At 54.8% G+C, this 20,462-nt stretch carries 20 protein-coding genes; 17 read left to right on the forward strand and 3 right to left on the reverse strand.

Features of this window, described 5'->3' with window-relative positions; translation table 11 throughout:
- Window positions 1–31: 31 nt before the first annotated feature.
- The 10 genes from livK to ugpQ all read left to right on the forward strand — a co-directional run bounded on the left by livK (window position 32) and on the right by ugpQ (window position 10,155).
- Window positions 32–1,141 carry a high-affinity branched-chain amino acid ABC transporter substrate-binding protein LivK gene (livK, locus tag MUA00_RS16660; RefSeq protein WP_271124141.1) on the forward strand — a complete coding sequence of 370 codons (1,110 nt, stop codon included), beginning with the start codon at window positions 32–34 and terminating at the stop codon, window positions 1,139–1,141.
- Window positions 1,142–1,210: 69 nt separating this feature from the next.
- On the forward strand, window positions 1,211–2,137 hold the full coding sequence (gene livH / locus MUA00_RS16665) for a high-affinity branched-chain amino acid ABC transporter permease LivH (protein ID WP_271124142.1): 927 nt from the start codon (window positions 1,211–1,213) through the stop codon (window positions 2,135–2,137).
- The gene (locus tag MUA00_RS16670; RefSeq protein ID WP_271124143.1) at window positions 2,134–3,420 is read left to right on the forward strand and encodes a high-affinity branched-chain amino acid ABC transporter permease LivM; all 1,287 of its coding nucleotides are present in this window, start codon (window positions 2,134–2,136) and stop codon (window positions 3,418–3,420) included. Before livH ends, MUA00_RS16670 begins: the two co-directional genes overlap by 4 nt.
- The gene (gene livG, locus MUA00_RS16675; protein ID WP_271124144.1) at window positions 3,417–4,184 is read left to right on the forward strand and encodes a high-affinity branched-chain amino acid ABC transporter ATP-binding protein LivG; all 768 of its coding nucleotides are present in this window, start codon (window positions 3,417–3,419) and stop codon (window positions 4,182–4,184) included. Before MUA00_RS16670 ends, livG begins: the two co-directional genes overlap by 4 nt.
- Before the next feature lie 15 nt (window positions 4,185–4,199).
- Window positions 4,200–4,913, forward strand: coding sequence for a high-affinity branched-chain amino acid ABC transporter ATP-binding protein LivF (gene livF / locus MUA00_RS16680; RefSeq protein WP_271124145.1), 714 nt, complete (start codon window positions 4,200–4,202; stop codon window positions 4,911–4,913).
- Between the two features lie 226 nt (window positions 4,914–5,139).
- Window positions 5,140–6,459: a sn-glycerol-3-phosphate ABC transporter substrate-binding protein UgpB gene (ugpB, locus tag MUA00_RS16685; RefSeq protein WP_271124146.1), complete on the forward strand. Its 1,320-nt coding sequence runs from the start codon at window positions 5,140–5,142 to the stop codon at window positions 6,457–6,459.
- A gap of 152 nt (window positions 6,460–6,611) precedes the next feature.
- Window positions 6,612–7,499 (forward strand): sn-glycerol-3-phosphate ABC transporter permease UgpA, encoded by an 888-nt coding sequence (ugpA, locus tag MUA00_RS16690; protein ID WP_271124147.1) that lies wholly within the window; start codon window positions 6,612–6,614, stop codon window positions 7,497–7,499.
- Window positions 7,496–8,341, forward strand: coding sequence for a sn-glycerol-3-phosphate ABC transporter permease UgpE (gene ugpE / locus MUA00_RS16695; RefSeq protein WP_271124148.1), 846 nt, complete (start codon window positions 7,496–7,498; stop codon window positions 8,339–8,341). Before ugpA ends, ugpE begins: the two co-directional genes overlap by 4 nt.
- A 3-nt stretch (window positions 8,342–8,344) precedes the next feature.
- On the forward strand, window positions 8,345–9,415 hold the full coding sequence (locus MUA00_RS16700) for a sn-glycerol-3-phosphate import ATP-binding protein UgpC (RefSeq protein ID WP_271124149.1): 1,071 nt from the start codon (window positions 8,345–8,347) through the stop codon (window positions 9,413–9,415).
- Entirely contained in the window at window positions 9,412–10,155 is a 744-nt protein-coding gene (gene ugpQ / locus MUA00_RS16705) for a glycerophosphodiester phosphodiesterase (RefSeq protein ID WP_271124150.1), read from the forward strand. The genes MUA00_RS16700 and ugpQ overlap by 4 nt, the downstream gene beginning before the upstream one ends.
- Here ugpQ and MUA00_RS16710 read toward each other — a convergent pair.
- On the reverse strand, window positions 10,142–10,588 hold the full coding sequence (locus tag MUA00_RS16710; RefSeq protein ID WP_271124259.1) for a DUF2756 family protein: 447 nt from the start codon (window positions 10,586–10,588) through the stop codon (window positions 10,142–10,144). The genes ugpQ and MUA00_RS16710 overlap by 14 nt on opposite strands.
- A 123-nt stretch (window positions 10,589–10,711) precedes the next feature.
- On the opposite strand from MUA00_RS16710, the gene ggt reads away from it, so the two are divergent.
- Window positions 10,712–12,490 carry a gamma-glutamyltransferase gene (ggt, locus tag MUA00_RS16715; protein WP_271124151.1) on the forward strand — a complete coding sequence of 593 codons (1,779 nt, stop codon included), beginning with the start codon at window positions 10,712–10,714 and terminating at the stop codon, window positions 12,488–12,490.
- A 53-nt stretch (window positions 12,491–12,543) separates the two neighbouring features.
- Here the strand turns inward: ggt and yhhY are convergent, their stop codons facing one another.
- Window positions 12,544–13,041, reverse strand: a complete 498-nt coding sequence (yhhY, locus tag MUA00_RS16720; protein WP_271124152.1) for an N-acetyltransferase — start codon at window positions 13,039–13,041, stop codon at window positions 12,544–12,546.
- Window positions 13,042–13,487: 446 nt separating this feature from the next.
- Here yhhY and MUA00_RS16725 point away from each other — a divergent pair, with 446 nt between their 5' ends.
- From MUA00_RS16725 to gntU, 5 genes are all read left to right on the forward strand, one after another.
- On the forward strand, window positions 13,488–14,525 hold the full coding sequence (locus tag MUA00_RS16725) for an oxidoreductase (protein ID WP_271124153.1): 1,038 nt from the start codon (window positions 13,488–13,490) through the stop codon (window positions 14,523–14,525).
- 123 nt (window positions 14,526–14,648) lie between these two features.
- Window positions 14,649–15,344 (forward strand): pirin family protein, encoded by a 696-nt coding sequence (locus MUA00_RS16730; RefSeq protein WP_271124154.1) that lies wholly within the window; start codon window positions 14,649–14,651, stop codon window positions 15,342–15,344.
- 105 nt (window positions 15,345–15,449) lie between these two features.
- Window positions 15,450–16,445 carry a gluconate operon transcriptional repressor GntR gene (gntR, locus tag MUA00_RS16735; protein WP_271124155.1) on the forward strand — a complete coding sequence of 332 codons (996 nt, stop codon included), beginning with the start codon at window positions 15,450–15,452 and terminating at the stop codon, window positions 16,443–16,445.
- 168 nt (window positions 16,446–16,613) lie between these two features.
- Window positions 16,614–17,147, forward strand: a complete 534-nt coding sequence (gene gntK / locus MUA00_RS16740; RefSeq protein ID WP_271124156.1) for a gluconokinase — start codon at window positions 16,614–16,616, stop codon at window positions 17,145–17,147.
- The gene (gene gntU / locus MUA00_RS16745; RefSeq protein WP_271124157.1) at window positions 17,144–18,484 is read left to right on the forward strand and encodes a gluconate transporter; all 1,341 of its coding nucleotides are present in this window, start codon (window positions 17,144–17,146) and stop codon (window positions 18,482–18,484) included. Before gntK ends, gntU begins: the two co-directional genes overlap by 4 nt.
- An 86-nt stretch (window positions 18,485–18,570) precedes the next feature.
- Here gntU and MUA00_RS16750 read toward each other — a convergent pair whose 3' ends face one another.
- On the reverse strand, window positions 18,571–19,164 hold the full coding sequence (locus tag MUA00_RS16750) for a YhgN family NAAT transporter (RefSeq protein WP_271124158.1): 594 nt from the start codon (window positions 19,162–19,164) through the stop codon (window positions 18,571–18,573).
- Window positions 19,165–19,329: 165 nt separating this feature from the next.
- Between MUA00_RS16750 and asd the strand changes: the two genes are divergently transcribed.
- Window positions 19,330–20,436 (forward strand): aspartate-semialdehyde dehydrogenase, encoded by a 1,107-nt coding sequence (gene asd / locus MUA00_RS16755; protein ID WP_271124159.1) that lies wholly within the window; start codon window positions 19,330–19,332, stop codon window positions 20,434–20,436.
- The last annotated feature ends 26 nt before the right edge of the window (window positions 20,437–20,462 follow it).

The following is a 20,462-nucleotide window of genomic DNA, read 5'->3' on the forward strand; positions in this document are numbered from 1 at the left end:
AAAATCACGAAAGAAATGGGGATTAAAACGGATGAAGATGAACGCGAAGACATTACTCGCCGGGATTGTTGCTTTGGCGGTGTCTCACGCGGCAACCGCTAAAGACATTAAAGTGGCTGTTGTCGGGGCGATGTCAGGCCCGGTAGCGCAGTGGGGCGACATGGAGTTCAACGGCGCTCGCCAGGCTATTAAAGACATCAACGCCAAAGGCGGTATCAAAGGCGATAAGCTCGTCGCGGTTGAATACGACGATGCATGCGATCCAAAACAAGCCGTTGCGGTTGCCAACAAAATCGTTAACGACGGCGTGCGCTATGTGATTGGCCACCTGTGCTCTTCTTCTACTCAACCTGCGTCTGATATCTACGAAGACGAAGGCATTCTGATGATTACCCCTGGTGCGACAAACCCGGAGCTGACAAGCCGCGGCTACGAGATGATTATGCGCACCGCGGGGCTTGATTCCTCCCAAGGGCCGACGGCTTCTAAATATATCCTTGAACACGTTAAACCGCAGCGTATCGCCATCATTCATGACAAACAGCAATACGGCGAAGGTCTGGCGCGTTCAGTGCAGGACGGCCTGAAAAAAGCGGGTGCGAATATCGTCTTCTTCGACGGCATCACCGCGGGCGATAAAGACTTCTCCACGCTGGTTGCTCGTCTGCAAAAAGAAAATATCGATTTTGTTTACTACGGCGGTTACTACCCGGAAATGGGGCAGATCCTGCGCCAGGCGCGCGCTGTAAGCCTGAAAACTCAGTTTATGGGGCCAGAAGGCGTAGGCAACGCCTCGCTATCTAATATCGCAGGCAAGGCGGGCGAAGGCATGCTGGTGACTATGCCAAAACGCTATGACCAGGACCCGGCGAACAAAGCTATCGTTGATGCGCTCAAAGCCGACAAGAAAGACCCAAGCGGCCCGTATGTTTGGATTACCTACGCTGCGGTGCAGTCTCTGGCCACCGCGCTTGAACGCAGCGGCAGCGCAGAACCTGCCGATCTGGTTAAAGATTTAAAAGCGAACGGGGCAAAAACCGTGATTGGGCCGCTGAACTGGGATGAGAAAGGCGATCTGAAGGGATTTGAGTTTGGTGTCTTCCAGTGGCACGCCGATGGTTCGTCCTCCGTGGCGAAATAGGCGAAGGCTGCAATTTAGTCATCCCACCTTCCGGGCGCAAAACCCGGAAGGCATTAGAAAGGTTAAGTTATGTCCGAGCAGTTTCTCTATTTCCTTCAGCAGATGTTTAACGGCGTCACGCTGGGCAGCACCTACGCGCTCATCGCCATCGGCTATACCATGGTGTATGGCATTATCGGCATGATCAACTTCGCCCATGGCGAAGTGTATATGATTGGCAGCTATGTCTCGTTCATGATCATCGCAGCACTGATGATGCTGGGCATCGACGTGGGCTGGATGCTGGTTGGCGCAGGCTTTATCGGTGCGATTATTATTGCCAGCGCCTATGGCTGGAGCATTGAGCGTGTGGCCTACAAGCCGGTGCGCAATTCCAAGCGCCTGATTGCCCTTATCTCCGCCATCGGGATGTCCATCTTCCTGCAAAACTACGTCAGCCTGACGGAAGGTTCGCGTGACATTGCGTTGCCAAGCCTGTTTAACGGCCAGTGGGTTATTGGTGCGAGCGAAAACTTCACCGCCACCATCACCACTATGCAGCTTGTTATCTGGGTCGTAACCTTCCTTGCGATGCTGGCGCTGACGCTGTTTATTCGTTACTCCCGCATGGGCCGCGCCTGCCGCGCCTGCGCAGAAGATCTGAAAATGGCGAGCCTGCTTGGTATTAATACCGATCGCGTTATCTCGCTGACCTTCGTGATCGGCGCGGCGATGGCCGCGGTCGCAGGCGTGCTGCTCGGCCAGTTCTACGGCGTCATCAACCCGTACATTGGTTTTATGGCGGGTATGAAAGCCTTTACCGCAGCGGTTCTGGGCGGCATCGGCAGTATTCCTGGCGCGATGATTGGCGGTCTGATTCTGGGCGTTGCCGAAGCGCTGACCTCGGCGTATCTGAGCACCGAATATAAAGACGTCGTCTCCTTTGCCCTGCTTATTGTGGTGCTGCTGGTGATGCCTACCGGTATTCTGGGCCGTCCGGAGGTCGAAAAAGTATGAAACCGATGCATATTGTTTTCTCTGCGCTTTCGGCTGCGATGTTCTTCGTGCTGGCTGGCGTATTTATGGGCGTCCAGCTTAGCCTGGACGGTACAAAGCTGGTGGTTAACAGTGCGGATACCGTGCGCTGGGAATGGGTGTGGATTGGTACGGCGGTGGTGTTTGTATTCCAGTTGCTGCGTCCGTTATTCCACAAAGGCCTGAAAAAAGTCTCCGGGCCGAAGTTTGTGCTGCCCGCGCTGGATGGCTCAACGCCTAAACAAAAAATCTTCCTGTTTGCCTTGCTGATCCTCGCCGTCGCGTGGCCGTTTATGGTTTCACGCGGTACTGTGGATATCGCAACGCTTACAATGATCTACATCATCCTCGGCCTCGGGCTGAACGTGGTGGTTGGTCTTTCTGGCCTGCTGGTGCTGGGTTACGGCGGCTTTTACGCCATCGGCGCTTATACCTTTGCCCTGCTTAACCATTATTACGGCCTGGGATTCTGGACCTGTCTGCCGCTTGCCGGCCTGGTTTCCGCTGCGGCGGGTTTCCTGCTCGGCTTCCCGGTGCTGCGTTTGCGCGGTGACTATCTGGCGATTGTGACGCTCGGCTTCGGTGAAATCGTCCGTATTCTGCTGCTGAACAATACCGAAATTACCGGCGGCCCGAACGGCATCAGCCAGATCCCTAAACCGACGCTTTTTGGTCTGGAGTTTAGCCGCACCGCGCGCGAAGGGGGCTGGGATACGTTCAGCAACTTCTTCAATATCGCCTACAACCCCGGCGACAGGATTATCTTCCTTTACCTGGTTGCCTTGCTGCTGGTGGTGCTGTCGCTGTTTGTGATTAACCGCCTGCTGCGTATGCCGCTGGGCCGCGCGTGGGAAGCTTTGCGTGAAGACGAAATCGCCTGTCGCTCGCTGGGTCTGAACCCAACGCGCATCAAACTGACTGCTTTCACTATCAGCGCCGCCTTTGCAGGATTTGCCGGTACGCTGTTTGCCGCGCGCCAGGGTTTCGTCAGCCCGGAATCATTCACCTTCGCGGAATCCGCGTTTGTGCTGGCGATTGTGGTGCTCGGCGGGATGGGCTCGCAGTTTGCCGTTATCCTGGCGGCTGTCCTGCTGGTGGTCTCACGCGAGCTAATGCGTGATCTTAACGAATACAGCATGTTAGTACTCGGCGGCCTGATGGTGCTGATGATGATTTGGCGTCCGCAGGGCTTGCTGCCGATGACGCGCCCGCAATTGAAGCTGAAGAAAGAGCAGGTAGAACAAGTGAAAGGAGAGCAGGCATGAATCAGCCATTGTTATCCGTAAACGGCCTGATGATGCGTTTCGGCGGCCTGCTCGCCGTCAACAATGTTGCCCTGGAGCTGCGTCCACAGGAAATTGTCTCGCTCATTGGCCCGAACGGCGCTGGTAAAACCACCGTATTCAACTGCCTGACCGGCTTCTACAAGCCGACAGGCGGCACCATCGTGCTGCGCGATCAGCACCTTGAAGGGCTGCCGGGCCAGCAAATTGCCCGTATGGGCGTGGTGCGTACTTTCCAGCACGTGCGTCTGTTCCGTGAGATGACGGTCATTGAAAACCTGCTGGTGGCGCAGCATATGCAACTGAAAACCGGCGTTTTCTCCGGTCTGCTGAAAACCCCGGGCTTCCGTCGCGCGCAAAGTGAAGCGCTGGATCGCGCTGCCATCTGGCTTGACCGTATCGGTCTGCTTGAGCAGGCAAACCGCCAGGCGAGCAACCTGGCATATGGCGATCAACGTCGTCTGGAAATTGCCCGCTGCATGGTGACGCAGCCGGAAATCCTGATGCTCGATGAACCCGCCGCTGGCCTTAACCCGAAAGAAACGCATGAACTCGATGAGCTGATCATGGAACTGCGAAATCACCACAACACCACCGTGCTGCTGATTGAGCATGACATGAAACTGGTGATGGGCATTTCTGACAGGATTTACGTCGTCAACCAGGGAACGCCGTTAGCCAACGGCACGCCGGAGCAAATCCGCAATAACCCTGACGTAATCCGTGCCTATTTGGGTGAAGCATAAGAGGGCGAGGCAAGAATGGAAAATGTAATGTTGTCTTTTGACCAGGTAAGCGCCCACTACGGCAAGATTCAGGCGCTTCACGAGGTCAGTTTGCATATCAAGCAGGGTGAGATCGTCACCCTGATAGGCGCGAACGGCGCGGGTAAAACAACGCTGCTGGGCACGCTGTGCGGCGACCCACGCGCGTCCAGCGGCAAAATAACTTTTGATGGCAAAGATATTACCGACTGGCACACGGCCCGCATTATGCGTGAAGCGGTAGCGATTGTGCCGGAAGGCCGCCGCGTCTTTTCGCGCATGACGGTGGAAGAGAATCTGGCGATGGGCGGTTTTTTTGCTGAGCGCGAGCAGTATCAGGAGCGTATCAAACGCGTCTACGAACTGTTCCCGCGCCTGTTTGAACGCCGTATTCAGCGCGCTGGCACCATGTCCGGCGGTGAACAACAGATGCTGGCAATTGGCCGCGCGTTAATGAGCCAGCCGCGTCTGCTGCTGCTCGACGAGCCGTCTCTCGGCCTTGCGCCTATTATCATCCAGCAGATTTTCGACACCATCGAGCAGTTGCGTAGCGAAGGCATGACTATCTTCCTCGTCGAGCAAAACGCCAATCAGGCGCTGAAGCTTGCCGACCGTGGCTACGTGCTGGAAAACGGTCACGTCGTTCTGGAAGATACCGGCGAGCGGCTTCTGGCTAACGAAGCGGTACGTAGCGCCTACCTGGGCGGCTAGTTTTACCTGCGGCGGATGGCGCTGCGCTTATCCGCCCTACAATAGGTCGGGTAAGCGCAGCGCCACCCGACATAACTAAATCCTCCCTCTGTCATTTTTCTTTCATCTCCCCGTCACGATCCTGTCACCGCTCGGTTATTTTTCTGTCATTCGCGCATGTCATGTTTTGATGCGAACAAAAACGCGTGTTTTCGCGCTTTTAACCTCATAACAAGAGAGATAAGACATGACTGCATCGTTACGACGTACAGCCCTTTGCCTGGCGCTTGGATGCGCATTCAGCAGCAATGCATTCGCCGCAACCTCTATTCCGTTCTGGCATTCCATGGAAGGGGAGTTGGGTAAAGAGGTGGACTCCCTGGCAAGCCGCTTTAACGAAACGCATCCCGATTACAAAATCGTCCCGGTTTATAAAGGCAACTACGAACAGAACCTGGCGGCGGGTATCGCGGCTTTTCGCTCCGGTAACGCTCCGGCAATTCTTCAGGTTTACGAAGTCGGCACGGCGACCATGATGGCCTCAAAAGCCATCAAGCCGGTGTACGAAGTGTTTAGCGATGCGGGCATTAAGTTCGATGAATCTCAGTTTGTGCCGACGGTTTCCGGTTACTACACCGACTCCAAAAGCGGTCACCTGCTCTCTCAGCCGTTTAACAGCTCCACGCCGGTGTTGTACTACAACAAAGACGCCTTCAAAAAAGCTGGCCTGAACCCGGAGCAGCCGCCAAAAACCTGGCAGGAGCTGGCTGAGTACACGGCTAAGCTGAAAGCGGCCGGGATGAAGTGCGGTTACGCCAGCGGCTGGCAGGGCTGGATTCAGATTGAAAACTTCAGCGCCTGGCACGGACTGCCGGTCGCGACTCAAAACAACGGATTTGACGGCACCGACGCGGTTCTAGAGTTCAACAAGCCGGAGCAGGTCAAGCATATCGCGATGCTTGAAGAGCTCAATAAGAAAGGCGATTTCAGCTACTTTGGCCGCAAAGACGAATCCACCGAGAAGTTCTACAACGGCGATTGCGCCATCACCACGGCATCTTCTGGTTCACTGGCTGACATCCGCCAGTACGCCAAATTCAACTACGGCGTGGGCATGATGCCTTACGACGCAGACGCGCCGAAAGCGCCGCAGAACGCCATCATCGGCGGAGCGAGCCTGTGGGTTATGCAGGGCAAAGATGCGGCGACCTACAAAGGCGTCGCTGAGTTTATGCAGTTCCTCGCCCAGCCGGAAATTGCCGCGGAATGGCACCAGAAAACCGGCTATCTGCCGATCACCAAAGCTGCCTATGACCTGACTCGCGAACAGGGCTTCTACGAGAAAAATCCAGGGGCTGATATCGCTACTCGCCAGATGCTGAACAAGCCGCCGTTGTCGTTCACTAAAGGGCTGCGCCTCGGCAACATGCCGCAGATTCGCACCATCGTGGATGAAGAGCTGGAATCCGTGTGGACCGGTAAGAAGTCGCCTCAGCAGGCTTTAGACAGCGCGGTTGAGCGTGGGAACCAGTTACTGCGTCGTTTCGAGCAGTCTACGAAATCCTGAGTTTGAGCTGTGTCGGATGACGCTGCGCTTATCCGACCTACGAAGTGCTATCTGTAGGTCGGGTAAGACGAAGCCGTCAGCCAACATTTTTCAGTGGCGTAGGGTGGATAAGCGCAGCGCCATCCACCTTCGCCGTTTTAAAGAGTAATGCTATGTCTTCATCTCGTCCGGTGTTCCGCTCAGGCTGGCTTCCCTATGCGCTAGTGCTTCCGCAACTGATCGTCACCGTAATCTTTTTCATCTGGCCTGCGGGCGAAGCGCTGTGGTATTCGCTGCAAAGCGTTGATCCCTTTGGGCTTTCCAGCACCTTTGTTGGCCTGGATAATTTCACCCAGCTTTTCAATGACGGCTACTATCTGGACTCCTTCTATACCACGCTGATTTTCAGCGGCCTGGTGGCGGGTAGCGGTCTGCTGGTGTCGTTGTTTTTCGCCGCCCTGGTGGACTATGTCGTGCGCGGTAGCCGCTTATATCAGACGCTGATGCTTCTGCCCTACGCCGTTGCCCCGGCGATCGCCGCGGTGCTGTGGATCTTTTTGTTCAATCCCGGGCGCGGCCTGCTTACGCACGTACTGGAGCAGTTCGGTTATCACTGGAACCACGCTCAGAACAGCGGGCAGGCGATGTTCCTCGTGGTGTTCGCTTCGGTCTGGAAGCAAATCAGCTACAACTTCCTGTTCTTCTTTGCGGCTTTGCAATCTATTCCTCGCTCGCTGGTGGAAGCTGCCGCTATCGACGGCGCCGGGCCGGTGCGCCGCTTCTTTAAACTGTCGCTGCCGCTGATTGCTCCGGTGAGTTTCTTCCTGCTGGTAGTGAACCTGGTGTATGCGTTTTTCGATACCTTTCCGGTTATCGATGCCGCAACCGGTGGCGGTCCGGTGCAGGCCACCACCACGCTTATCTATAAAATTTATCGCGAAGGATTCGCCGGGCTGGATCTGTCCGCGTCGGCTGCGCAATCCGTCGTGCTGATGCTGTTGGTTATTGTGCTGACGGTCATCCAGTTTCGTTTCGTGGAACGTAAGGTGCGCTACCAATGATTGAGAACCGCCGTGGGCTGACAATTTTCAGCCACACTATGTTAATTCTCGGCATCGTCGTGATTCTGTTCCCGCTGTACGTCGCGTTTGTGGCGGCGACGCTGGACAGCGCCGCCGTATTCCAGACGCCGATGACGCTGATTCCCGGCGGACACCTGCTGGAAAACATGACCAATATTTGGCTACACGGCGTGGGTGCCAACAGCGCGCCGTTCGGCCTGATGTTGTTCAACAGTTTTGTGATGGCGCTGGGCATCACGATGGGCAAAATCGCCGTCTCGATGCTTTCCGCCTTTGCCATCGTCTGGTTTCGCTTTCCGCTGCGTAACCTCTTCTTCTGGATGATATTTATCACCCTGATGTTGCCGGTTGAAGTGCGTATTTTCCCGACGGTGGAAGTCATCGCGAATCTGAAAATGCTCGACAGCTACGCGGGGCTGACTTTACCGCTGATGGCTTCGGCAACCGCCACGTTCCTGTTCCGTCAGTTCTTTATGACGCTGCCGGACGAGCTGCTGGAAGCCGCACGCATTGACGGCGCATCGCCGATGCGTTTCTTCCGTGACATTGTGCTGCCGCTTTCTAAAACCAATCTGGCGGCACTGTTCGTTATCACCTTTATCTACGGCTGGAACCAGTACCTGTGGCCGCTGCTGATTATCAGCGATGTGAATCTCGGCACGGCGGTTGCGGGCATCAAAGGGATGATGTCCTCTGGCGAAGGTACGACGCAATGGAACCAGGTGATGGCGGCCATGTTGCTGACCCTTATTCCCCCGGTAATTATCGTTTTAGTAATGCAGCGCGCGTTTGTGCGTGGCCTGGTTGATAGTGAGAAATAACCCATGGCAGGACTGAAGTTACAGGCAGTAAGTAAGAGCTGGGACGGCAAAACCCAGGTGATTCAGCCGCTGACGGTTGATATAGCGGACGGCGAATTTATCGTGATGGTCGGCCCTTCCGGCTGCGGAAAATCCACGCTGTTGCGCATGGTCGCAGGGCTTGAACGCGTGACCAGCGGCGATATCTGGATTGACCGCCAGCGCGTCACCGAAATGGAGCCTAAAGAGCGCGGCATTGCCATGGTTTTCCAGAATTACGCGCTCTATCCGCATATGAGCGTGGAAGAAAACATGGCGTGGGGACTGAAAATCCGCGGCATGGGCAAAGGGCATATTCAGCAGAAGGTCGCCGAAGCGGCACGTATTCTGGAACTGGACGGCTTGTTAAAACGTCGCCCGCGCGAGCTTTCCGGCGGCCAGCGTCAGCGGGTTGCGATGGGGCGCGCTATCGTGCGCGATCCGGCGGTATTCCTGTTCGACGAACCTCTCTCTAACCTGGACGCCAAACTGCGCGTACAGATGCGCCTTGAACTGCAACAGTTGCACCGCCGACTGAATACGACAAGTCTGTACGTAACACACGATCAGGTGGAAGCGATGACCCTGGCGCAGCGCGTGATGGTGATGAACAAAGGCGTGGCCGAACAGATTGGCACGCCGGTAGAGGTTTATGAGCGTCCGGCGAGCCGCTTTGTGGCGAGTTTTATCGGCTCGCCGGCCATGAACCTGCTGGAAGGTAATATTAGCGTTGACGGCTATCGCTTTGAGATGAATGGCGGCATCTCGCTACCAACGGGCAACCAGCGGCTGATGTGGGCCGGGAGGGCCGTCACGCTGGGTATCCGTCCGGAACATATTGCGCTAAGCTCACAAGCCGCAGGCGGCATCCCGTTTGTCGTGGACACGCTTGAGATGCTCGGCGCAGATAATCTGGCCCACGGTCGTTGGGGAACGCAAAAACTGGTTGTGCGTCTGTCGCATCAGGAACGTCCGCTGCCGGGCAGCACGCTGTGGCTGCATCTGCCAGAAAACCATCTGCATTTCTTTGATAAGGAAAATGGACAACGTTTATGAGCAACTGGCCTTATCCGCACATCGTCGCCCACCGTGGCGGCGGTAAGCTGGCACCGGAAAACACGCTCGCCGCAATCGACGTTGGGGCGCGCTATGGCCACACGATGATCGAGTTTGACGCCAGGCTTTCGCAAGACGGGCAAATTTTCCTGCTGCATGACGATACGCTTGAGCGTACCAGCAATGGCTGGGGCGTGGCGGGAGAATTGCCCTGGGACAAGCTGCTTAATGTCGATGCCGGAAGCTGGTTTAGCAGCAAGTTTAAAGGCGAACCACTGCCGCTGCTTTCGCAGGTAGCGGAGCGCTGTAAACAGCACGGCATGATGGCGAACATTGAAATCAAACCGACGACCGGCACGGAAACCCAAACCGGCGAGATGGTAGCGCTGGCCGCTCGTCAATTATGGGAAGGGCAAACAGCGCCGCTGCTTTCTTCTTTCGCTATTGCCGCGCTCGAAGCCGCACAGAACGCGGCTCCGGAGTTACCGCGTGGTTTGCTGCTGGATGAGTGGCGTGACGACTGGCGCGAGTTAACCCAGCGGCTTGGCTGCGTGTCGATTCACTTGAATCATAAGCTGTTAGATGAAGCGCGCGTGCGGGAATTAAAAGCGGCAGGATTACGTATTCTGGTTTACACCGTGAACGCTCCCCAACGAGCCCGGACGCTGCTGCGCTGGGGAGTCGATGCCATTTGTACCGACAGAATCGATACCATCGGCGCGGACTTTAAGGCCCAATAGTCTTCAGCGGAATATTGGGCTGTGGGGTGGCTGCAGCGCCAGGGTTCAGCATGCTGCCGTTGGTTTTAGGCTGCAGCATGTGCTCCTGCTGCGTCGTTTGTCCGCTCCCGCTGAGCATTCCCCCGTTTGTATTCGGCAATACCTGCTGTTTGCCTGGGTCCAGCTCGTTTGGCAACGTCTGCCTGACTCGTAGCTGCTGCTGCGAGTTGTTGTTTATCTGCGATTCCAGATGCTGTTGCTGAACGCGCGTCTGGGTCTGGAGCTGCTGATTCAGCATCCCTTTTTGTTGCGTCTGCTGCGTTTGCATCTGTTGCTGCATGCGCTGCTGGCTGGGGATCTGATAATTCGGCAGATTCGGGTTATTCATCGTATTGACCGGCTGTGCGAAACTGAAAAATGGCACCAGGGCCGTCAGAAGCAGTAATTTTTTCATCATCACCTCCTCCATTTGGGGGATCTTCTAAGTTTACTCGTTTTCCACAGTCGCGATGATTATTTAGGATTTATAGACCAGGCTTATCTGGGGATTGTCCCTGAAAAGCCTGGAGAAAATAACATGAAGCAGTGGAATGATTTTCATTGGAAAACAAGGCGCTGGCTTGCCGCTCCTGCGCTGATGCTGGCGCTGTGTTTTAGTGCCGGCGCCGCACCGCCTCCGGTAGCCACACCGGTTGCCGCTCCCGTTTCCTACGGCGTTGAAACGGATGTTTACCACCCGGTTCGCGCGCAGCATGGCATGGTCGCTTCTGTTGATGCGCTGGCAACACAGGTAGGCGTGGATATCCTCAGGCAGGGCGGCAATGCGGTAGATGCGGCGGTTGCGGTTGGCTTCGCGCTGGCGGTCACGCACCCGCAGGCCGGTAATCTTGGCGGCGGCGGCTTTATGATGCTGCGCACTAAAGACGGTAAAACCACCGCCATCGACTTCCGAGAAATGGCGCCGGAAAAGGCGACCCGCGACATGTTCCTGGATGAAAAAGGGAACGCCGACAGCAAAAAATCCCTTACTTCACCGCTTGCATCCGGCACGCCGGGCACGGTGGCAGGCTTCGCCCTGGCGCTGGAGAAATACGGCACTTTGCCGCTCAATAAAGTTATCCAGCCCGCTATCAAACTGGCGCGGGACGGCATCACGGTTAACGATGCGCTGGCCGACGACCTGAAGCAGTACGGCGCGGAAGTTATTCCCAATCATGAAAACAGCAAAGCGATTTTCTGGAAAGCCGACGGCAATCCGCTGCAAAAAGGCGACAGGCTGGTGCAAACCAACCTCGCCAAAAGCCTGGAGATGATTGCCGAACTGGGGCCGGATGCTTTCTATAAAGGAGCAATCGCCGATCAGATAGCGGATGAAATGGCCAAAAATGGCGGGCTGCTTAGCAAGGCCGATCTTGCGAATTATAAAGCAGTGGAGCGCGAACCTGTCAGCGGGGACTATCGGGGCTATCAGGTTTTCTCCATGCCGCCGCCTTCTTCCGGCGGTATCCACATCGTGCAGATCCTTAATATTCTTGAGAACTTTGACCTGGCTAAATATGGTTTCGGCAGCGCGGATGCGATGCAGCTAACGGCTGAAGCGGAAAAATACGCTTACGCAGATCGCTCGGAGTATCTTGGCGATCCTGATTTTGTGAAGGTGCCGTGGCAGGTGCTTACCAGCAAGGCCTACGCCAAATCCCTTGCTGAGAAAATCGATATCAACAAAGCGCGCCCGTCGAGCGAAATCAAACCGGGAAATCTCGCGCCGTATGAAAGCAACCAGACCACGCATTTCTCGGTGGTGGATAAAGACGGGAACGCCGTAGCGGTAACCTATACGCTGAACACCACTTTCGGTACGGGCATTGTGGCGGGCAATACCGGTATTCTGATGAATAACGAAATGGATGATTTCTCCGCTAAACCGGGCGTGCCGAACGTATACGGATTGGTCGGCGGCGATGCCAACGCCGTTGGGCCGCATAAACGTCCGCTCTCTTCCATGTCGCCAACCATTGTGGTGAAAGACGGCAAAACCTGGCTGGTGACGGGCAGTCCGGGCGGCAGCCGAATCATCACCACCGTACTGCAAATGGTGGTCAACAGTATCGACTTTGGGATGAACGTTGCTGAAGCGACCAATGCGCCACGCTTCCATCATCAATGGTTACCGGATCAGCTATGGGTCGAAAAAGGCTTTAGCCCGGACACGCTAAAACTGCTGAAAGATAAAGGGCAGAACGTGGAAGTCAAAGAGGCGATGGGCAGCACGCAAAGCATTATGATCGCACCGGACGGCGTGCTCTATGGCGCATCAGATCCGCGTACGACGGATGATTTAACGGCAGGATACTGAGCTACCATCAATTTGGCGGATGGCGCTTGCGCTATCCGCCTTCTCTTATCAAATTACACAGGTCTAAACCGCGCCATAAAATACGCGTCGACATACTTCCCGTCACGCAGAGCGAAGTTTTTACCGGTGCCTTCCACTGCAAAACCAAACTTGCGATAGACCGCCAGAGCAGCTTCGTTATCCACGAATACCGTCAATTCTATGCGTTCTATTCGCAGCCAGTTGTCACAGAGGTTAACCATCTCCGTCAGCAGGGCCGTAGCGACGCCTTTGCCCTGATAATAACCGTCCACGCCCATGCCGAAGGTGGCGACGTGGCTGCGGCGCGGCGACTGTTCTACCAGTAGCGTTAACTGGCCGACAACTTTGCCATCTATGCATGCCACAAGGTTGCGGCTGCCGGGTTTCGGCGACGTGATGCGTTCTGTCCAGGCGTGTAGGGGTGGATGTGGAAGCTGTAGCGTGTCACCGTATACCGCAGGTTGGGCATAAATTTGCAGCAATGCCTGCGCATCTTCGATTTCAGCGTGACGTACTACGATTTCTTTCATCCTTTTGTCCTCAATGGGTTAGATAAACCCTTTAAACATCATTGACTTTCAATATGAAGTCAACCGCACATTTTTTGAAATTTAGCTTTACAAGTGCGAATGATAATGATTATTATTGCCATGCGTTCAGGGGAGACCCTTACGGAGACAACCTGAAAGCACGACATTGCTCACATTGCTTCCAGTATTACTTTAGCCAGCCGGGTGCTGGCTTTTTTTTTGAGCTTGTTTCGAGCTACCTTACTTGCCATTTTGTCCCCAAGCTGTGCCCGGAATTTCACGTACGTTTAGTACGCTGCGGTTCCTGCGCGCAGGTCGTGAACAAACTGCCTGCGCCGGCCACGCTCGACCTTTTCCAGTGAGGATTCCTGGACTGATAAACGCAGTGCCATCCGCCGCAGACTGAAGTAAGGTTAAAGGAACTCAAAGTCAAAAAGGACGAAGCAATGACCCTCCACTGCGCTTTTATTGGTTTTGGCAAAAGCACCACCCGCTACCATCTTCCTTACGTTCTGTTTCGCAAAGATAAGTTCCACGTTGCCCATATTTTTCGCCGTCATGAAAAGCCGGAAATCGAGCAGCAGCCTCAGTACAGCCATATTCATTTCACCAGCCGACTGGATGAAGCGCTTTACGACCCGCAGGTCAAACTGGTTGTGGTATGTACGCACGCCGACAGCCATTTTGAATATGCTAAACGAGCCCTCGAAGCGGGCAAAAACGTGCTGGTGGAAAAGCCATTTACCCCTACGCTTGCCGAAGCAAAAACGCTTTTTGAGCTGGCGCGCGCCAAAGGGCTGACCGTCTCGCCTTACCAGAATCGCCGTTTTGACTCCTGTTTTCTGACGATGAAAAAAGCCGTTGAGAGCGGCAAGCTGGGCAAAATCGTGGAAGTTGAAAGCCACTTTGATATGTATCGCCCGGAAGCTGAAACTAAACCGGGTCTGCCTGCGGATGGCGCGTTCTATGGCCTGGGCGTTCATACGATGGATCAGATTATTTCGCTGTTTGGCCGCCCGGATCACGTGTCTTATGACATTCGCAGCGTGCGCAACAAAGCCAATCCGGACGATACCTTCGAAGCGCAGTTGTTCTATGGCGATATGAAAGCCATCGTCAAAACCAGCCATCTGGTGAAAATCGACTATCCAAAATTTATCGTTCACGGCACCAGAGGTTCGTTTGTTAAATACGGTATCGACCAGCAGGAAACCAGCCTGAAAGCATACGTCATGCCGGGCGAGCCGGGTTTCGCCGCTGACAGCAGCGTCGGCGTCCTTGAGTATGTGAACGACGCCGGAGAAACGGTGCGTGAAGAGTTAAAGCCGGAGCAGGGCGATTATGGCCGCGTGTACGACGCGCTGTATGAAACCATCGTCAACGGTAAAGCAAATTTCGTCAGTGAAACTGAAGCATTAACCAACCTGGAAATTCTCGAACGCGGCTTCGAGCAGGCCTCGCCGTCAACGGTGACGCTGGCCTGATAGCCCGTCTGACGCCTCAAAGTCGTTCACTTTTTTTGAACAGAGGCGTCAAACTTCACCCTCTATGATCGCGGCCTGAACGGGTCCACACTTATTCCATCAAACGAATTGAGGAGAAGTGAAATGATCTACTTAAGAAAAGCCGAAGAACGAGGACATGCTAATCATGGTTGGCTGGATAGCTGGCACACCTTCTCTTTTGCCAACTATTACGACGCCAATTTTATGGGCTTCTCCGCGCTGCGCGTCATCAACGAAGACGTGGTGGAAGCCGGTGAGGGCTTTGGTACTCATCCGCACAAAGACATGGAAATCCTGACCTATGTACTCGAAGGCGCGGTAGCGCACCGTGACAGCATGGGTAATGAAGAGAAAGTGCCTGCGGGCGAGTTCCAGATTATGAGCGCCGGGACGGGCATCACGCACTCTGAGTACAACCCAAGCAAAACCGAGCGTCTGCGCCTGTACCAAATCTGGATCATCCCAGAAAAAACCGGCATTACGCCGCGCTACGATCAGCGCCGTTTTGACGCGCCGCAGGGCCGCCAACTGGTGCTTTCTCCCGATGCGCGAGACGGTTCTCTGAAGGTGAATCAGGATATGGAGCTGTCGCGCTGGGCGCTGGCGAAAGATGAACAATCTGTCTGGCAAATCCCGGCAAACCGCCGCATCTGGATTCAGGTTGTGAAGGGCAATGTCTCCATTAACGGCACGCAGGCAAAAACCAGCGATGCCATCGCCGTGTGGGATGAACAGGCTATTTCCATTCATGCCAGCGAAGCCTGCGAAATTCTGCTGTTTGATTTGCCACCGGTCTGATAATTCTCGTTAGTTACCCGTCACACCCTTCTCCTGAAACAGGGGAAGGTTGTGCTTGAGACGTGCTAAACTTCGTCGTCAATATCGAAGAAGCCCGCACGGAATATGAAAAAGAAAAGACCGGTACTACAGGATGTTGCTGATCGCGTAGGGATCACCAAAATGACGGTGAGCCGTTTTCTGCGCAACCCCGATCAGGTATCTGCCGCGCTGCAGGTAAAAATTGCCGCCGCGTTGGACGAACTGGGCTATATCCCGAACCGGGCTCCCGATATTCTTTCTAACTCCACCAGTCGCGCCATCGGCGTTTTGCTGCCTTCGCTGACCAACCAGGTATTTGCGGAAGTGCTGCGCGGCATTGAAAACGTGATTGATGCTTACGGCTATCAGACCATGCTTGCCCACTACGGTTATAAACCGGAGCTGGAAGAAGAGCGTCTGGAATCGATGCTTTCCTGGAATATTGACGGTCTTATTCTCACCGAACGTACCCATACCGCGCGCACGCTTAAAATGATTGAAGTGGCCGGTATTCCGGTAGTGGAACTTATGGACAGCATTTCGCCGTGCCTCGATATCGCCGTTGGCTTCGATAACTTCGAAGCGGCGCGCCAGATGACGGCCGCCATTATTTCCCGCGGGCACCGCCACGTGGCCTACCTTGGCGCACGTCTTGATGAACGTACGGTTATCAAGCAGCACGGCTACGAACAGGCGATGCGCGATGCAGGCCTGGTGCCGTATAGCGTGATGGTTGAGCAATCCTCTTCTTATTCCACCGGTATTGAGCTGTTCCGTCAGGCTAAGCGCGAATATCCCCAGCTCGACAGCATCTTTTGCACCAACGATGACTTAGCTATCGGCGCTGCCTTTGAATGTCAGCGCCAGGGGTTACGCATTCCGCAGGATATGGCGATTGCCGGTTTCCACGGCCATGATATTGGCCAGGTGATGGAACCACGGCTGGCAAGCGTTCTGACGCCGCGCGAACGCATGGGCCGCATTGGCGCAGAGCGTTTGCTGGCGAGAATTCGTGGCGAAGAAATTACCCCGAAGATGCTGGATCTGGGCTTTACGCTCTCGCCGGGCGGCTCAATCTAGCGGCAACAAAACTTGACCTGGTTCACACTTATTCACTTTTGAACAGAATGGTTATTGCTTATTGCCCGACCACTCATGACAATGTTACCGATAACAGTTACCCGTAACAACGCATTTGCGCGCGGTGGCTGATAATTACGTAATCATTGTGCCAGTCGGAGCTACGCTATGAGCACTACGAACCATGACCACCATATCTATGTCCTGATGGGCGTTTCTGGCAGCGGCAAGTCAGTTGTTGCAAGTGAAGTCTCGCACCAGCTAAAAGCTGCTTTCCTGGACGGCGATTTCCTGCATCCTCGCTGCAACATCATGAAAATGGCCTCCGGCGAGCCGTTAAACGATGAAGACCGCAAGCCGTGGCTGCAAGCGTTAAACGATGCCGCGTTTGCGATGCAGCGTACCAACAAAGTTTCCCTGATTGTCTGCTCCGCACTGAAAAAGAGCTATCGCGACCAACTGCGTGACGGCAACCCGAATCTCTCCTTCATTTACATGAAAGGCGATTACGAAGTGATTGAAAGCCGCCTGAAAGCGCGCAAAGGCCACTTCTTCAAAACTCAAATGTTAGTGACTCAGTTTGAAACTCTGGAAGAGCCGCAGGCGGATGAAAAAGATGTGCTGGTTGTTGATATCGACCAGTCGCTGGAAGGCGTGGTCGCCAGCACAATTGAGTTGATTAACAAAGGCAGTGCGCAGTGAGTACATTAACGCTTGTTTTAACAGCAGTAGGATCGGTTTTACTGCTGCTGTTTTTAGTGATGAAGGCGCGCATGCACGCTTTCGTAGCTTTGATGGTGGTTTCTATTGGCGCAGGACTGTTTTCCGGGATGCCGCTCGATAAGATTGCGGCAACCATGGAAAAGGGGATGGGCGGTACGCTGGGTTTCCTGGCTATCGTCGTCGCGCTTGGCGCGATGTTCGGTAAAATTCTTCACGAGACGGGAGCCGTTGACCAGATTGCGGTCAAAATGCTCAAGTCTTTCGGCCACAGTCGCGCGCATTACGCGATTGGTCTGGCGGGTTTAATCTGCGCGCTGCCGCTGTTCTTTGAAGTGGCGATTGTGCTGCTGATTAGCGTGGCGTTCTCCATGGCGCGTCATACCGGTACTAACCTCGTTAAGCTGGTGATTCCTTTGTTTGCCGGCGTGGCCGCGGCTGCGGCGTTCCTGCTGCCGGGACCTGCGCCGATGCTGCTGGCTTCTCAGATGCACGCCGACTTCGGCTGGATGATCCTCATTGGCCTGTGCGCGGCAATTCCGGGCATGATCATCGCCGGTCCGCTGTTTGGTAATTTCATCAGCAAATACGTTGAGCTGCGCATTCCGGATGACATCACCGAGCCGCATTTGGGCGAGGGCAAACTGCCGTCGTTCGGCTTCAGCCTATCGCTGATCCTGCTGCCGCTGGTGCTGGTTGGTCTGAAGACTATTGCCGCTCGCTTCGTTGCCGAAGGCTCGACTCTGTACCAGTGGCTGGAGTTTATCGGACATCCGTTCACGGCGATTCTGGTTGCCTGTCTGGTGGCGATTTACGGTCTGGCCTACCGCCAGGGCATGGCGAAACAGAAAGTCATGGAAATCTGCGGCCACGCCCTGCAGCCTGCGGGCATTATTCTGCTGGTCATTGGCGCAGGCGGCGTGTTCAAACAGGTGCTGGTGGATTCAGGCGTAGGTCCGGCGTTAGGTGAAGCGTTGACCGGCATGGGACTGCCGATTGCCGTGACCTGTTTTGTGCTGGCCGCTGCGGTGCGAATCATTCAGGGCTCTGCAACCGTCGCCTGTCTGACGGCCGTGGGCCTGGTGATGCCGGTTATTGAGCAACTGAACTACAGCGGCGCGCAGATGGCGGCGCTGTCCATTTGTATCGCAGGCGGTTCTATCGTGGTGAGCCACGTAAACGACGCAGGCTTCTGGCTATTCGGTAAGTTTACCGGCGCAACGGAAGGCCAGACCCTGAAAACCTGGACGATGATGGAAACCATCCTTGGCACCACCGGCGCTATCGTCGGGATGATTGCGTTTACGCTTCTGTCCTAATCTGTTGCGGAAATAAAAAAGGCAGCCGCGTAAGCGCGCTGCCTTTTTTATTTCTCTATTAAAGCGAGAGTAAGGGGAGATTCAAATTATCCCTGCATCCACGCCCGAATGCCGTCCAGGAACATCTGGGTGGCAAGCATAATCAGCACCAGCCCCATCAGACGTTCCAGCGCGTTTACGCCCTTTTCACCTAACAGACGCAAAAATAGCGATGACTGCAGCAAAATGGCGACTGTGCCGCCCCACGCCAGCATTAGCGCCGCCACCAGATGGCCCATTTGATTTGGGTACTGGTGCGAGAGCAGCATTAATGTCGCCAGCAGCGACGGGCCGGCGACCAGCGGAATAGCCAGCGGCACGATAAAAGGCTCTTCGCCCGCAGGCAGGCCGGTGGTGCTGCCCTCCTGGCCTGGGAAAATCATTTTGATGGCGATAAGGAACAGGATAATCCCGCCTGAAATCGACACGGTTTCCGCGCGCAGGTTAAGAAACGCCAGAATTTTTTCGCCGGCAAAGAGGAAAATCAGCATCAATAACAGGGCGATAAGCAACTCGCGGATCATGATTTTCCGGCGGCGTTTAGGCTCCGTATGTTTGAGTACGGACATGAAAATGGGCAGGTTGCCTAAGGGATCCATAATCAGGATCAGCAAGACCGCCGCGGAGATAATTTCGTTCATTTGTCTTCCCCAAAAATCGAACAACTTTTCCGCTAATAAGCTCTGTTACTGATGCAGCGGATATCATTGATTAATTTCACTTGCGACTTTGGCTGCATTTTGTAAGGTGGATGGCAGTTGCAATTACTGCACACAACGCAAACACTTCAGCACGGATATGTCGCTATGAAAAATGTAGGTTTTATTGGCTGGCGCGGTATGGTCGGCTCTGTACTCATGCAACGCATGGTAGAAGAGCGTGATTTTGACGCCATTCGTCCCGTTTTCTTCTCTACTTCTCAGTTAGGCCAGGCTGCCCCTTCTTTTGCAGGCCAGTCTACCGGCACGCTTCAGGATGCTTATTCGCTGGAAGCGCTGAAGGCGCTGGATATCATCATTACTTGCCAGGGCGGCGATTATACCAATGAAATCTACCCAAAGCTCCGTGAAAGCGGCTGGCAGGGCTACTGGATTGACGCCGCTTCTTCGCTGCGCATGAAAGATGACGCCATTATTATTCTCGACCCGGTAAACCAGCACGTTATCCAGGAAGGCCTGAATAAAGGCGTGAAAACCTTTGTCGGCGGCAACTGCACCGTTAGCCTGATGCTGATGTCTCTTGGCGGTCTGTTTGCCAACGATCTGGTGGACTGGGTTTCCGTGGCGACCTATCAGGCTGCATCCGGCGGCGGCGCGCGCCATATGCGCGAACTGCTAAGCCAGATGGGCCAACTGCACAACCATGTTGCCAGTGAGCTGGCTGACCCGGCTTCCGCCATCCTCGATATTGAGCGCAAAGTCACCGACCTGTCTCGCGGCGGCAACCTGCCGGTGGACAACTTTGGCGTACCGCTGGCGGGCAGCCTGATTCCCTGGATCGACAAACAGCTTGATAACGGCCAGAGCCGTGAAGAGTGGAAAGGGCAGGCGGAAACCAACAAGATCCTTAACACCAGCACCGTTATCCCTGTTGACGGGCTGTGCGTACGTGTCGGCGCGCTGCGCTGCCACAGCCAGGCATTTACCATCAAACTTAAGAAAGACGTTTCGATCCCGACTATCGAAGCGATGCTTAGCGCACATAACGATTGGGCGAAAGTCGTGCCAAACGATCGCGAAATCACCATGCGAGAACTGACTCCGGCCGCCGTTACCGGCACGTTGACTACTCCGGTCGGCCGTCTGCGCAAGCTGAACATGGGGCCGGAATATCTTTCGGCATTCACCGTCGGCGACCAGCTATTATGGGGCGCGGCGGAACCGTTGCGCAGAATGTTGCGGTTGCTCGCATAATTACATTTTCATACTAAAGGGGCATT

This window comes from Dryocola boscaweniae (genome assembly GCF_025215095.1).
GTDB classification, from domain to species: Bacteria; Pseudomonadota; Gammaproteobacteria; order Enterobacterales; family Enterobacteriaceae; genus Dryocola; species Dryocola boscaweniae.